13 protein-coding genes and 1 riboswitch are annotated in these 14,770 nt (G+C 37.0%); of the genes, 1 reads left to right on the top strand and 12 read right to left on the bottom strand.

Features of this window, described 5'->3' with window-relative positions:
• Nucleotides 1-516 precede the first annotated feature (516 nt).
• From JNUCC52_RS15485 to JNUCC52_RS15440, 10 genes are all read right to left on the bottom strand, one after another.
• On the bottom strand, nucleotides 517-1,236 hold the full coding sequence (locus JNUCC52_RS15485; protein ID WP_173479348.1) for a YebC/PmpR family DNA-binding transcriptional regulator: 720 nt from the start codon (nucleotides 1,234-1,236) through the stop codon (nucleotides 517-519).
• Between the two features lie 200 nt (nucleotides 1,237-1,436).
• On the bottom strand, nucleotides 1,437-1,901 hold the full coding sequence (locus JNUCC52_RS15480) for a low molecular weight protein-tyrosine-phosphatase (RefSeq protein WP_173479347.1): 465 nt from the start codon (nucleotides 1,899-1,901) through the stop codon (nucleotides 1,437-1,439).
• Between the two features lie 59 nt (nucleotides 1,902-1,960).
• Nucleotides 1,961-2,569 carry a lysophospholipid acyltransferase family protein gene (locus JNUCC52_RS15475; protein ID WP_173479346.1) on the bottom strand — a complete coding sequence of 203 codons (609 nt, stop codon included), beginning with the start codon at nucleotides 2,567-2,569 and terminating at the stop codon, nucleotides 1,961-1,963.
• A gap of 88 nt (nucleotides 2,570-2,657) precedes the next feature.
• On the bottom strand, nucleotides 2,658-3,488 hold the full coding sequence (locus JNUCC52_RS15470; RefSeq protein WP_139860257.1) for a putative RNA methyltransferase: 831 nt from the start codon (nucleotides 3,486-3,488) through the stop codon (nucleotides 2,658-2,660).
• Nucleotides 3,489-4,868, bottom strand: coding sequence for an MATE family efflux transporter (locus JNUCC52_RS15465; protein WP_228134197.1), 1,380 nt, complete (start codon nucleotides 4,866-4,868; stop codon nucleotides 3,489-3,491).
• Between the two features lie 145 nt (nucleotides 4,869-5,013).
• Nucleotides 5,014-5,781, bottom strand: a complete 768-nt coding sequence (locus JNUCC52_RS15460) for a tyrosine-protein phosphatase (RefSeq protein ID WP_173479345.1) — start codon at nucleotides 5,779-5,781, stop codon at nucleotides 5,014-5,016.
• Between the two features lie 374 nt (nucleotides 5,782-6,155).
• A complete protein-coding gene (locus JNUCC52_RS15455) occupies nucleotides 6,156-7,118 on the bottom strand; it encodes an ABC transporter substrate-binding protein (protein WP_337980281.1) in 963 nt (320 codons plus the stop codon).
• Nucleotide 7,119: 1 nt separating this feature from the next.
• Nucleotides 7,120-7,662 (bottom strand): hypothetical protein, encoded by a 543-nt coding sequence (locus JNUCC52_RS15450; RefSeq protein WP_173479342.1) that lies wholly within the window; start codon nucleotides 7,660-7,662, stop codon nucleotides 7,120-7,122.
• Between the two features lie 153 nt (nucleotides 7,663-7,815).
• Nucleotides 7,816-8,026, bottom strand: a riboswitch (cobalamin riboswitch).
• A gap of 154 nt (nucleotides 8,027-8,180) precedes the next feature.
• Nucleotides 8,181-8,726 (bottom strand): glutathione peroxidase, encoded by a 546-nt coding sequence (locus JNUCC52_RS15445; RefSeq protein ID WP_173479341.1) that lies wholly within the window; start codon nucleotides 8,724-8,726, stop codon nucleotides 8,181-8,183.
• A 232-nt stretch (nucleotides 8,727-8,958) separates the two neighbouring features.
• Nucleotides 8,959-9,507 carry a hypothetical protein gene (locus JNUCC52_RS15440; RefSeq protein ID WP_337980280.1) on the bottom strand — a complete coding sequence of 183 codons (549 nt, stop codon included), beginning with the start codon at nucleotides 9,505-9,507 and terminating at the stop codon, nucleotides 8,959-8,961.
• 94 nt (nucleotides 9,508-9,601) lie between these two features.
• Here JNUCC52_RS15440 and ytvI point away from each other — a divergent pair, with 94 nt between their 5' ends.
• Complete coding sequence (ytvI, locus tag JNUCC52_RS15435) at nucleotides 9,602-10,660, top strand: sporulation integral membrane protein YtvI (protein ID WP_337980279.1); 1,059 nt, start codon at nucleotides 9,602-9,604, stop codon at nucleotides 10,658-10,660.
• A 296-nt stretch (nucleotides 10,661-10,956) separates the two neighbouring features.
• Here ytvI and JNUCC52_RS15430 read toward each other — a convergent pair whose 3' ends face one another.
• Both JNUCC52_RS15430 and JNUCC52_RS15425 read right to left on the bottom strand, forming a co-directional pair.
• Nucleotides 10,957-12,120, bottom strand: a complete 1,164-nt coding sequence (locus JNUCC52_RS15430; RefSeq protein WP_139859387.1) for a C40 family peptidase — start codon at nucleotides 12,118-12,120, stop codon at nucleotides 10,957-10,959.
• A 526-nt stretch (nucleotides 12,121-12,646) separates the two neighbouring features.
• Nucleotides 12,647-14,632 (bottom strand): ABC1 kinase family protein, encoded by a 1,986-nt coding sequence (locus JNUCC52_RS15425; protein WP_337980278.1) that lies wholly within the window; start codon nucleotides 14,630-14,632, stop codon nucleotides 12,647-12,649.
• Nucleotides 14,633-14,770: the final 138 nt, after the last annotated feature.

The raw sequence follows: 14,770 nt of genomic DNA, 5'->3' as shown, positions 1-14,770 counted from the left end.
GGTTTAGATACCCCCATTTGCAGTTAGTCCATACTTTCCGCACTCATCCTTACTTATTGTAGTAGGAATTCTTCGAATCAAGCCCAATCACTGACGCCTCGGCGTCAGTGCGTCCAGATTTTTTTCGAGCTTGCTCGAATAGCTCCTTTAAAAATCTGTGACATCCGCTGGTGCTTTTAACTTGATTCAGCGGGTTTAGATACCCCCATTTGCAGTTAGTCCATACTTTCCGCACTCATCCTTACTTATTGTAGTAGGAATTCTCTGAATCAAGCCCAATCACTGACGCCTCGGCGTCAGTGCGTCCAGATTTTTTTCGAGCTTGCTCGAATAGCTCCTTTAAAAAATCTGTGACATCCGCCGGTGCTTTTAACTTGATTCAGCGGGTTTAGATACCCCCATTTGCAGTTAGTCCATACTTTTCTCACTCATCCTTACTTATTGTAGTAGGAATTCTCTGAATCAAGTTAAAAACCAGTAGCAAAGAATTGCTACTGGTCTGCCTTATAATAAAAATTATTCACCTAAGTCTGCGTTATGGTAAACGTTTTGTACATCATCTAAATCTTCTAATGCATCAATTAATTTTTCAAATTTCGCTACATCATCACCTGTTAATGTAACTTCTGTTTGAGGTAACATCGTCAGCTCAGCAACAGTAAATTCTTCAACACCCGCTGCTTTCAGTGCTTCTTGTGTAGCAAAGAATTGGTCTGGCTCTGCATAAATAATGACAGCCTCTTCTTCTTCAAGAATATCACGTGCATCGACATCTGCTTCCATTAAAATTTCAAGTACTTCATCCGCAGTCTTGCCCTCTAAACCAATAACGGCTGTTGAATCAAACATATAAGCAACAGAACCACTTACACCCATGTTACCGTTGTTTTTACCAAATGCCGCACGTACATCAGAAGCTGTACGGTTAACATTGTTTGTTAAAGCATCCACGATTAGCATTGTTCCTGCTGGTCCGAAACCTTCGTAGCGTAATTCATCGAAGCTTTCGTCGCCGCCACCCTTCGCTTTTTCAATTGCTTTTTCAATAATATGTTTAGGAACACTGTAAGTTTTAGCACGTTCAAGAACAACTTTAAGAGCGCGATTTGATTCAGGATCTGGTTCGCCTGATTTTGCTGCTACATAAATTTCACGACCGAATTTTGCATTCACGCGACTTGTGCTTTGGTCTTTTGACGCCTTCTTTTCTTTAATATTGTTCCACTTACGACCCATTGTTTCCACTCTCTTTCGAAAATAAAGTTTATAAAATCATAGATGCATAACTGCACATCTGCAAATGGTATTTAAATACTTTTCGTATCTTTACTCTGCAAATAATAACATATTGATGCTCTCAAAGCTAGATATACCAATGTTTATAGTAATGTTTTCAGAACGGTATGCTGTATTAAACATTTTAAATATTTTACTAATTATAACTTTTTCTCAAGCTTCATTTTAGCCAATAAAGCTTGACAGCCTTCTAGCACTAAATTATAAGTTTCCTGAAAATCCCCTGTATAGTATGGATCAGGTACATCCATTCGATGGTCCGTTAAATCTAAAAAACGAAAAATTTTTGGTGAATCGGGATTACCAAGCATCGTATAAATGTTACGAATATTATTTTCATCCATTCCAATAATGTAATCGAATTGATCAAAATCATGCTTATGTAATTGTCTACTTTTTATTCCTTGCGTCGAGATACCATATTCTCGTAACTTATCTTGTGTACCGCGATGTGGCGGCTCACCAATATGCCATGAGCTTGTCGCAGCTGAATCTACTTTAATTTTGTCATCCAACTTTGCCTTTTCTATTAAATCTCGCATAACTGCCTCCGCCATTGGAGAGCGACAAATATTCCCTAGGCAAACAAATAGTACGCGTATCATTAAAAATACCTCCTACGACAAAGCACCCAAAATCAACTTGATTTTGAGTGCTGTCCGTATTATTTTTTATCTGCTGCAATTCGCTTATTTAATTCTTCTGTTAGAGCGATAAGCTCATGTTCAAGATGGTGTGTAAATTCCTCACGACCTTCTTTCCCTTTTCCTGTTACATAAAATGGCTCACCATAAATGAGATAACCTTTTCCACGCTTAAACACATCCCCAGCATTTCGCGCTCCAACATAAGCAGCTGGAACGATTTGTGTTTTAGACAACTGTGCAATCGTTATAGCACCTTGCTTTAAATCAGACCCTTCTGAGTTCCGAGTACCTGATGGAAAAATTCCAACAATTTTTCCCTCTTTCAGCAATTGTGATGGAACTTTAATAACACTTGGTCCTGGGTTGTCACGGTCAACTGGAAAGGCGTTTAAATGGTCAATAAGCCAGCCAAGGCCCTTAATATCAAACAATTGTTTTTTCGCCATAAAGTGAATTTCACGAGGCAAGACCGAAACACCTAAGTTTAAAATATCCACATACCCTGTATGTGTACATGCAATAATAAACCCACCATCTTTCGGTAAGTTTTGCTCTTCATATACCCGAGCTTTTGAACCCGATAATTTTAATATTAATTTGACAAGATTTGCCGTAAATTTATACACTGTTTTATTCCTACCTTATTCAATAGTTATTACCATTGTAATCGAAAAGAGTTGTATACTGCAATTGTCCAAGTCAAATCTATTTGATTTATACCCGACCAACTAGGACATCAACATCAATCGTGATTTCATTTACACAAACTTCTGCATGCTGCTCCTTATGCCAGCCCATCGGCGTCATTTCAAGCAGTGCAGGCACTAGCACCGAAGCAAGTGGCACTGTATAAGTAATACGTTCTACTGTGACATGTGAGAAACTTTCCCGAAAGCGCTCTACAGTTTGTGCATTAGAGTATGTTTCTTTTGCCGAATCAGCATAAAGTTGTGAACGTATTTGTTGCAAATAGCCACTTTGTGGTACCACTTTTACGACACATCCATTTGATGTAAGTAGGCGTTTAAACTCCTCATAATTTGCTGGAGATAAAATATTCAAAATGACATCAAAGCTTGTCTTGGCAAAAGGACTTTTTGCTAAGTCTCCAACACACCAAATTTGCTTTGGATAATGACGAGCAGCTGCAAGAATACCCTCTTTTGCAATATCAATACCAATGCCAATACCTTGTTTTTGCGTCATAATACGGGCTAAATGTGATCCCTCTCCACAGCCTGTATCAAGTACTGTTTTGGCTTCTCCTATTAGCTCTGCTATTTTCTCTTCTAATGGGTCATACAAACCACTATCAATAATCGTTTTACGAGATTCAAAAAGATCTTTACTATATTTAGAAGCTGCACTATGCGTCAGCATATTGACATAACCTTGTTTTGCAATATCAAAGGAATGGTTTGCTGAGCATGTAAGCCTTCCTTGCTCATAGACTTGCATGGATTCCTGACAAATTGGACAAGCAAATAGTCCAATATTTGCATTTATTAATGCCGCTCCTGCAGCACGTTTAGAAAGTGCTCCCATTTAATTCGCCTCCTTTTGGTCTGTAGGTGAGACAATTGCATAACGCTCCCACTTTCGACTTTTCCATCTAAAGTATACGATAATAGCACGCATCCATTCATCTGCTGATATAGCTAACCAAATCCCAACTAGTCCCCAATCTAATACAAATACAAACAAATAGCCAAGCGGCAAACTCATACAGACCATCGATAAAAATCCAATTTTCACAGGAAATCTTGCGTCGCCTGAAGCACGTAATGAATTAATAACAACAATATTCATCGTACGACCTGTTTCCAATAAAATACTCAATGCTAATACAGACCCACCAATCGCGATGATCTCTGGATTATCTGTAAATATGCTCATTAACGGTTTGCGGAAAATTGTCACTACACTCACCATTAGTATTGTAAAAATAAAAGCTGAACGCACGCTTATCCATAACTGTTGATACGCCTCGTCTTTTTTGCCAGCGCCTACATAGCGACCTATAATAATAGCTGTCCCTGTACCGATTGCAACCGCAAACAAGTATGTAAACATCGAAATATTCATTGCATATTGTCTTGCTGCAAGTGTTTCGGATCCTATATACGTTGCATAATAGAGGAAAACAATTTGGCAAAATTGATAAAGTACTTGTTCAAATGCAGAAGGTAATCCGATATTTAAAATTTTTCGTACATACTCTTTTGAAAAAGTAAAAAAGTATTCGATTTTCACACGTATCTCCATTACCTGATACAACAACCATGAAAAAACAATAACTGCAAGTCCACGACTAATAATTGAGGAAATAGCAGCTCCTTTCACACCCAATTCTGGCATTCCAAAATTACCAAAAATCAATCCGTAATTTAACACGACGTGAATAACATTCATACCGAGTGATACGTACATTGTTTGCTTCGTCCAACCATGGACACGAATAATAGCTGCTAACGCATTAATAATCGCTTGTAAGAAAATAAAACTACCAATAATGACTAAATAGCTTTGGGCATATTGTAGAACATCACCCTTTAAATTCATCATCGTCATTAAATGGCTTGAGCCTAAGAAAAATAGAGCACTCATAATAAGCCCTAGAATTAAGTTCAACGTAATAGCTAACGCTGAAATCTTTGTAGCTTCTAAAAATCGCTTTGAACCTAAATATTGCGAGACAACTATCGCAGCACCATTACCTACTACTTCAAGTATTAAAATCGCAATATGAATGTATTGATTTGCTGCGCCGACACCAGATACAGCGTTATCCGATAAGGCACTTAACATAAATGTATCGGCTAATCCCATTAACATAAATAAAAAAACTTCTAAAAAAATCGGCCATGTTAAATGAAATAAACTAAACTGGTCCGCCGAATGTTTCTCTCTTATCGCTTGTCCCAACAACTTCACTTCTCTCTATACTTTACATAAAAATCTATTGTATCTTATCACAGATTTGCCACTGTAAAGGATAGCTAATAAAAAAATATTTTGAATTGCTTACAAAAAAATCCCTCTCACTGAATTACTGTGAAAGGGTGGGCTATTAGCATAAGCAATTTTCTTGTAATTGCTGGCGTTTTTCTGTTGTTAAACCAAACTCTTTCTCTAAAAATACTGTTTTCGAACCATAACGACTATCAATAGCATCGAATGCAGCCTGTAAATAATCCTCACGTGCAGACATTAATGCATGGAACTGTTGTAATTCATGGTCATTAAAAGTATTTTGAATTGCTTGTGCCATTCGTTCTACCATGGGACGTAAATATATATTAGTATCTAAATAATCTTGCATAATAGTTTCTTCAGGGACATCTAATGCAAGCAAAATGAGGGCACCGCCAATTCCTGTTCGATCTTTTCCTACGGCACAGTGATGGACGAGGCCTAAATTATCTGGATTTTGAATTGTGGATATTAACTTTTTAAATGAAGCATTGTTAAATGGCATTTGTGCGTAAAAATCTCGGAACATCTCTGGGCTAACAACTTTATAAAAATTATGGCCACCAGTATTTGTCGGCATCTCAAACGCGTGATTGCCCTTTGCAGGTATATGAATATACTGTGCGCCCTTAAACGAGGGGTTAGGATTATTCAGTGCCTCGTGTTGATCGCGGTAATCAAAGATTGTTTTTACTCCTAATGCTTCAAAGCGCTCCTTATCCGCTGGGGTCATCTTACCTAGTGCAGCTGAGCGATAGAGCAATCCATTTTTAACTACTCTACCATCTCGGGCCTTATAGCCACCCATATCGCGGAAATTCAAGACTGCCTCAAACGGAATAACCTTCATGTCAAACTGTGTCATCCACTACGCCTCCCTTATTTAAGCAATCATCTATCTATACTTCTATTTTATAGAACAAATGAAGATAATACCAATTATCCAATGCCTTTTTGAAGAGATTGAGAGCGAATCGCCGATAAACATGGAGATAGCGACGATAGATGCTTCTGAATCGCCGATATACTTGGGAATGGCGCCGATAGATGCTCCTAAATCGCCGATAAACTTAGGAATAGCGCCGATAGATGCTCCTAGATCGCCGATAGACGCCTGAGAAGCCCGTGCGCCCGAGGAAAACAGAAGTGGAAAATACCGTTCACTGCAAAAAGTGTTAGATTGATTGCCATCAATCTAACACTTAATCTCTTTTGCCCAAGGGCTATTATTCTTTATCCTTATTTAAATAACTCAGGATATACTGATTTTGCTACCATCTCTACAGCTTCACCGATACGTGGACCTGGGCGATTTGAAATATCAGTATCAATATAATTTACCGCTTTATCTTGAATAGCAGTGATTGTATTCCATCCATCACGCCCAAGAATTTCACCTACTGCATCTTCTACATAGTTTACTGTTGTTAAAATAACTTGAGGATTTTTCGCAATAACATCCTCCTCAGAAACTTTTACCCATCCTGTTTGATCACCAAATACATTGTTCACATTCGCTGCATCAAGAATTTCTTGTTGGAAAGTACCAGCTGCTGTTGTATAAATATCTGGCTTAGGGCTAATTTCTAAGTAGACATTTTTCGGTGTTTCTACAGTTTTGACTTTTGCTTGTACATCTGCAATTTTCGCTTTAATACTTTCGTTTAACTGCTCACCTTTATCTTTAACACCCATCACTTCAGCAATTTGTTGAATATCTCCATATACATCTTCAAATGAAGCTGCTGATTTAATTACAAATACTTTTACGCCTGCATCTTCAAGACCTTTTAGCGCATCAAGTGTTTCGGCATTGCCTGTTGAATAAGCAATTACGACATCTGGCTTTAAAGCCACAATTCGCTCAGTGTTAAATGTCACAGAGTCTGAAACACGTTCAATATCTTTTGCTTCTTCTGGGTACGTATCATATTCAGTTGCGCCAATAACTTTATCTCCAACGCCTAGTGCAAATAAGATTTCTGTATTACTTGGTTGTAGTGACACAATCGTTTTTGGTACTGCATCAAATGCTACTTCGACATCGCGATCATCTGTCACTTTATAGCCTGTTTGCTCAGCTTGTTGTCCTTCTTTAGATGATGTATCGTCCTTTTTGGCTTCATCTGCTGTACCGCACCCTGCCAATACAAGTGCTAACATTAATATTGTAATCCATTGGAAATTAATTAGTTTCTTCACTTTACACATTCTCCTTCTTCTTCTTCATAGGGTATGATTTGCTTATAAACGGTATTTCAGCAATACCAGCTTGCTGATTCATGTATACAGCCATTACAAAAAATACATTCGCTAATAATCCTAAGTAATCGAAAAGAATTGCTGGTACTTCTCTTTCCTCAGAAACTTTATGTAGAACACGGTATGATTTTTTTGCCTCACTACGACATAAATGAAGCGCTGTTGCAGCCCCCGTTCCTTGTGGTAAAACAAAGTTCTGTATTTCTTCCTTTACATGCCCCACATAAAAATCATAGCGATCACTAAGCCATACTAAATCTTCTTCCGTTACTGCTAATTTGCCACGTACTGAGCCATTTACATGGTAGGCCATTGGCAAAATCGTCAATAAATCTGTCGCTACAACCTCAACTGCTTCTGCTTTTACAGCCGTTAATGCTACACCGACATGAGTTGTTAAACTATCCGTACGAATCTCAAAATCTACAGTAGATATTTTTTCACGCATGAATGGGTAGCAAGAATAACGAGCATCTTTTTTCATAACTAGTCCCTTCTTTCTTTCATGAACAGATTTTGCTTTATAGGTGCATAAAAAAACGCCGCTCCCTAGGAACGACGAAAATAGCATATATAGTGCCGCCCATGCGACATCGCTTATGTATTTGCCGTATATCCTCCTAGCTTCCGAAGAGTTTTTATACATTAAATAAAGGTCGGTCTCCTGGCTCGTACAGTTCGCTACCACTAATCAGTTGCGATATCATAAAACCTTCCCATCTTAGGACTTCCCCTTTTCGACAGTGGCATTTTTTATGATTCTTGTACTTACAGTTGCGGAAACAGCTTCGGTTTTACACCGAATTCCCGATTATGCTAAAGTTAGCACCATTATTCTGCAAGAATTATTCACTTGATTAGCAGTTTATCATATATTGATTTGAAAAAATAGTTGTGAGATTGTGGAATATTCGAAAATATATATACAAAACTTAGCACTATTTCTACATAGTGATTAGCTATTTGTTATTCCAGCCTAAAAATTCTGATTAAAATGGCTAGCTATAAAATTTTTTCAATAGCTTGCTCAATATCTAATTGTGAATCTGTTGGTTCAAAGCGCTCGACTGTATTTCCTTGATTATCTACTAAAAATTTTGTAAAGTTCCAACGAATGTTACGTCCATCTAAAAAGCTAGGTGCAATTTGGATAATAGCTTCAGCTAACATCTTTTCCTGCATATTCGCCTTACCGAATTCACGAAAATCTACTTCGTGCTTTAAATAATTGAATAACGGATGTGTCTCTTCTCCATTAACTTGAACTAGTTCAAAAATCGGGAAAGTTACCCCGTAGTTAAGCTGACAAAGTTGAGTTGTCTCAACTCCATCTTCTGGGTTCTGCTGTCCAAACTGATTACACGGGAAACCTAAAACAATGAAATTTCCCTTGCCATATTTATTATACATTTTTTGCAAATCTTCAAATTGATATGTAAAATCACATTGATTGGCGGTATTAACGATTAACATTGTCTTTCCTCGATACGTCTCCATTGATAAAATTTCACCGTTTGGCTTTTTCACTAAATAATTATAAATCCCCATTTTCTCGACCCTTTCTAATTTACAATATTTATCCTGTTACTATGCTATATACTGTTGCAGATTTACTTGTTTCCTCTTTATGGATAGTTTCTGGCTCTCACTTATACGATAGCTTACGTCAGTATATAAGACCTATCGAAAACTGAATCCATCCTCCTATTTTTATTATAATCAATAACTTTTCTTTCTTCAAAACAACACGCTTGGGCATAAAAATAGCCATCTCGCTATTTTAACGGATGGCGGTTTTATATTTCTTTTTGTATTTCATATCCTGCTCTTCATCTATTAATCGCTTTGCAATATCTAGTAAATTATGATCGTTCGTAGCATCAAACAACTTCTTAAAGGATACAATAATATCATATCGAATACGCGATGGTTGCTTTTCGTCAATACAAGTTTGGAACCTTTTTGCTAAATACGAAACAATTAAATCTCTTTGAACTTGTCCAGCAAGCCCAATTTGCCAAATTGCTTGCAGGGCATGCCTTGCTGTTACTGTTTTTTCATCATACGTGACTGCCCAAATTTTTAAAAAATCATCTAAAACACGTTCTTCCGGGTCACTTTTTGCTGCTAATGCACATAAAAACTGCGCTGCCCGTGCACGAGCATGTCCATCTGTATATGTAAGGGCTTTAATAAGTTGTTCCCACACTGCATATGTCCAATCTACTGGTTCTTGCATGATTTTTATTAATTTTCTATACGACTCGTATTCAATCTCACGGTCACGCTCTGCTAAATTACTAAAAAGTTGCAAAATCTCTTTTTCCATGATTTATCCCTACCTTCATTCTTTCAGAACGTTTTCAAATTTAAAATTTTTTTGTTACACTGTACTTAAAATTTAATGATAAAAAGGAGAGCTTATGAATAGATTTATAACTCGAAAGTTGATTATACGAACGCTAGCGATTATTTGCCTACTTGTAGCCGCATATTTTATCATACCTGTCTCCGTGCCAATTATTTTAGCAGGTGTTACAGCTTTTTTATTAGAACCCATTGTTATGTTCTTTAAACGAAAATGGAAAATGTCTCGAAAAATAGCTGTAGCTTTTATATACATAGTAAGCGTTATTTTTATTTCTATTATTTGTTACTTTACTATTACACAACTAATGTCGCAAATTATTTCCATTTCAAAGCAAGCACCTTACTATATTTCTAAATTATCCGAGATGTGGGGTCATATGCAAGAGAATATTTCAAAATATACAGAAGACTTTCCAACTGAAGTGAGTGCTTCACTTCAAAAAACGACAACCGACTTCATTGAGAAGGTTGAAGAATCTTTTTTAAACTTCTTTAATTATACCAAAGTTACGACCTTCTTTTCACAAATTCCAAGCCTCTTTATTAGTCTTCTCGTTTATATGATTGCCCTATTTTTATTTATGCTAGATTTACCAAAGTTAAAACAGACAACTTATAAATATTTAAAGCCATCAACTGAAGAAAAATTGAAAATTATTACTAATCGCTTAAAAGATGCATTTTTCGGTTTTATGAAAGCTCAAATTCTTGTTAGCTTTATTATAGCTGGTGTGACTCTTGTTGGTTTACTACTTATTCAACCGAAATATGTACTAGTCATGACCATTATTATTTGGATTATAGATGTTATCCCTTTCCTTGGCTCAATTATTATTTTAGCACCTTGGGGAACTTATCACCTCCTAATCGGTAATACAACGATTGCCATAAAGCTCTTTGTTCTTGCAGCAATCTTATTAATTATTCGCCGCACTGTCGAGCCTAAAGTAATGGGTGCTCACATCGGCTTACCCCCTTTGCCAACATTAATCGCGATGTTTGTCGGTTTGCAATTGTTTGGCGTCATTGGCTTACTCTTAGGGCCATTCATTATCATTCTTTTTTTCACCTTAAAAGAAACTGGTGTTATCAAATTCAATTTTAAAATTTAATAGAATGAAAATGTTTTTATTGCGCCTCAAAAGTCTAAAAGACACTCTCGATTTAAACAGAGAGTGCCTTTCATTATCGTCTATTTACTACAATTAAAATTTATGAATTAATAAACGCCATTGTTTAAGATGCGTTCGATTATTCCGCTACCTGCCTGGGGAATGCAAACAGCGGGCGCTAGCTACTCTTATTTTTTCTAAATAAAAATAGCATCCATTATCTAGTGATGATAATGGATGCTATTTAATAATATATTTAACTTTTTTGCTATTATAATCGTCTAATTAATAGAGGCTTATTGAATACGACCGAAGCCTACTAAGTATTGGTTCCACCAATCAAGTGACTCAATGACTACCCCTTTATTTTGAGCATCAATCATTGTGTTATTGCCAAGGTAAATACCAACATGCGCTACGCCTGAGCCATAGCTGAAGAATACTAAGTCACCAACACGAGCTTCGCTTGCTGAAATTCGTTTTGTTGATAAATATTGTTGTGATGCTGTACGAGGTAATGATACGCCAGCTTGCTTGTAAGACCATTGTACAAGACCTGAGCAGTCAAAGCCTGTTGTAGGATTACTGCCACCCCAAACATATGAACGACCTAGGAATTGCTTCGCTGTAGAAATAGCATCACCTGAAGATGCAGTACCTGAACCAGATCCAACTATGATTGGTTGAGGTTTGCTACCACCGTTATTTTTACCGCTAGTGTTAGTGTTGTTGTTATTGTTGTTGACATGCACTACAGGTGTAGCTGCTTGAAGTGCACGTAAACGAGCTGCTTCTTCTTCAGCTGCTTTACGCTCTGCTTCAAGACGTTCTTCTTCTTGTTTCGTTGCAATTTGTGCCTTTAATGCAAGTGATTTTGCTTGGTTTTCAGCTTTTTTCACTTCCATTTCGCTTTCCTTTTGTTGAAGCTCTTGGAATTGTTTTTGAAGCTCTTTTTGTTTCTCGTCTAATGTTGCTTTTTGTTCTTCTAATTTCGCTTTGTCAGCTTCTTGTTGATTTACTAGCTCTTGGTCAGCATCCATTAATGTTTTTACCGCTACGACACGGTCCATTAAATCTGCAAAGCTTTTTGCTTCTAGAACAACGCTTAAGTATACACCCACTGTGTTATCTTGAGCTTGGTATGCAGCCATACGCTCGCTTAAAATAGTTGAACGTTGCTCAATACGTTTTTCAGTTTCAACAATACCTGCATCTACTTCTTTTATATCTGCTTGTACTTGGTTAAATACTTTTACTTTTTGATCAATTTCTTGTTGAAGTTGATCTAACTCTGTTTCTAATTTTTTAACTTCCGCATCAATTTTTGCTTTTTTATCTATCATTTGCTGAGATGTTTCTTCAGCGTGCGCTTCAATCGGTTGAACTGTATTAAATAATAGGCCGCCTGCAAGTGCTACTGCTAGCACCATCGACTTACGCCATTTATTACGCTTACCCATGGGTCTTCATTTCCCTTCATCTATCAATTTCGCTCTTTATTTTCCTATGTAAATACATGAACGATCAATTTAAATTCTTATGTTTTGATTAGCCTTTTAAAGTTTAGCACTATTGCCGTAACTTTTATACTATTTCCGACCGTTTTAATAGTTTAGTAAAACTCGAAATATAATTGTAACATTGTCTTTAAAACGACTTTTTTCTACAAAACGTTAATATAACGCTACAAATTACGTCAAATTTCTCTAAATAGTGCATTTCACCTCTGTTATTTGTAATCTTTTTGTAATATAAAAAGGGTAGGGGAAACATCCCCTACCTTAGAATCTAATGATTTCATAGACTAAACTACTAGTGAACCTCTGCTAAGCGCCAATGCTTTCCACGGACTCACATGTAAGCGCAACCCTTGATTGCAAGCGGTTTGTTGACTCTTACGTTCTGTGCGTTTCCACATACGTCCCGCCATAAGCTCCAAAACCTGAGTACCTCTGTTTGTTAACACTAAAGTTAAGGAAATACCCCTTACCTCATTGAGCGTAAAGCTTGGATAGATAGTCGTACTAATAAAATGGCACATAAGAACAGCCCTAAATATGCGGCAGTATTTAAATACACGGCGTACGGCTCATGAATGAACTGAGATATTGCTAGCAGTGCAACTGAGATAATACCAAATGTAATGCCGACAAGTAATAGTACGAATCGAGCAAATAGCTGGGTAATGAAACGTGAGTTATGTTCATCTGAAAAAATATCATGATGTAAAATAATTTTTCCGCTTTCTACTCTTTGAATTAGCTGATCAATTCGTCTTGGCATTTTTCGTAAAGTAGGAAGCAGCATCGACAGTTCTTCCTGCACTCGATCTTTTGTTGCTACTGGTTCTTTAAATGGTCTTAAAAATGCAGCTCTCCTATAGGAAGCAGAAAAATCTTTAGCTTCTGAAAAAATATCAAATTGCGGATCTATGACACGTAAAGTCCCATCTAAAGTGACTAATGATCGAAGCGCTAAACCAACAGAAGGATAGAACGCAAGCCCAAAATCACGTACGACCGTAAACAATGAATGGATTAATTCCTCAGTTGGAATACGATCTACATAAGATATTTTAAGTAATATTTGATCCATTGCCTGTTCTACCCTACTACGCTCTGCATGTTCCTTATTTTCTACTAGCAGCATTAAGCCATCGTATAAAATACTGGAGTCATTTTGTTGAATACCTAATAAAAATAACTTTAAGCCTTCTTGTTGAGTAGCTCCTAGCCGTCCTACAGCTCCGAAATCGAGGAGAATGGGTCCCCCATCCGTCTCATCAATATAAATATTTCCAGGATGCGGATCCGCATGAAATATTCCCGAAAATAACATTTGTTCAAAAAAGGAATACAAAATTGTTCTTGCGAATTGTCTATGGTCAATATTTAATCGTCTAAATTCAGATGACCCCTCAGCAACACTTTTCCCACGAATATATTCCATTACAATGATGTCTTCATCACAAAACTCTGTATATATTTTAGGGATACGTACTTTATATTCACTTTTGGCAAGAGCATTCGTTACTTGTAAAGTGTTGCGCACTTCAATATCTAAATGAATTTCTTCTCGTAAGCCATCTGCAAATGCACCTGCTAACTCTCGGAAGCCTAATGATTCTGCCCAAGTAGACTTGTTTGAAAACCAATTAGCAAATTCCTCTAAAATATCAAGATCATCCCGCATAATTCCTTTTACTTCTGGACGCAATAGCTTGACCACGACTTCTTCATAATTTTTCAGTCGTGCCTTATGTACTTGTCCAATAGAAGCTGCTGCCAATGGCTCCATTTGAAAGTTTGTAAATACATCATCTACAGACATCGGTAGGGAATCCTCTAAAATCTTTGTAACTTGCTCGTGTGGTAATGGCTTAACACTTTGCTGTAAATGCTTTAACTCATCTATAATAATAGGAGAAAATAATTCTTTACGTGTTGAAAGTACTTGACCAAATTTAATAAATATCCCACCACATTGCTCTAAAGTAGAGCGCAACGCAATAGCAAGCTCCTTCTCATTTTCCCGCTGTCTTGCATATTTAATTGTTTGCACAATACCGTTTGTAACGGCTATTTTTAGCACCTGACGCAGTCTCTTCTGCTGTCGCCAGTAGCTTCGGAGTCTCAACAATATTGTTTTTTGTCCATTACGACGCTCTCCGCCCTTCATCCCTATTGGATCAAAAAGTTCGAATACGAGGTAGAGTAGCATGGAAATAAGCAACATACTACCTATCCAGATAAGCGTGCTTACTTCGGTAACGGTTTGCATCATGGATTCCGATAAAAAATCTCGATGACGCAAATAGGAGTACCAATAAACAAAGGACGTAAGCGTAACACTAATAACAACCGATAGTACTCTTCTGACAAAGTTTATATTTGAGCCTATTAAACGACCACTAACAAAATAAATAATTCCTGCAACAAATATAATTTGAATAAGTAACTTTATGTAAACCAACTAGCGCCACCTCCCATTGTTCTTCCTAATACTGCTAATACTGTTAGTATACCAAATTCATGTACTAACTTTCTTTTACAAACTACTAAAGACAGCAAGATAAGTTGGCGCCAGTTCCCTTATTTCTCCTATACAGAT

Origin of the sequence: Lysinibacillus sp. JNUCC-52 (assembly GCF_015999545.1) — a bacterium.
GTDB lineage: Bacteria > Bacillota > Bacilli > Bacillales_A > Planococcaceae > Lysinibacillus.
Note: the sequence above shows the minus strand (reverse complement) of the source record. Positions and strands in the feature narration are given on the sequence as shown.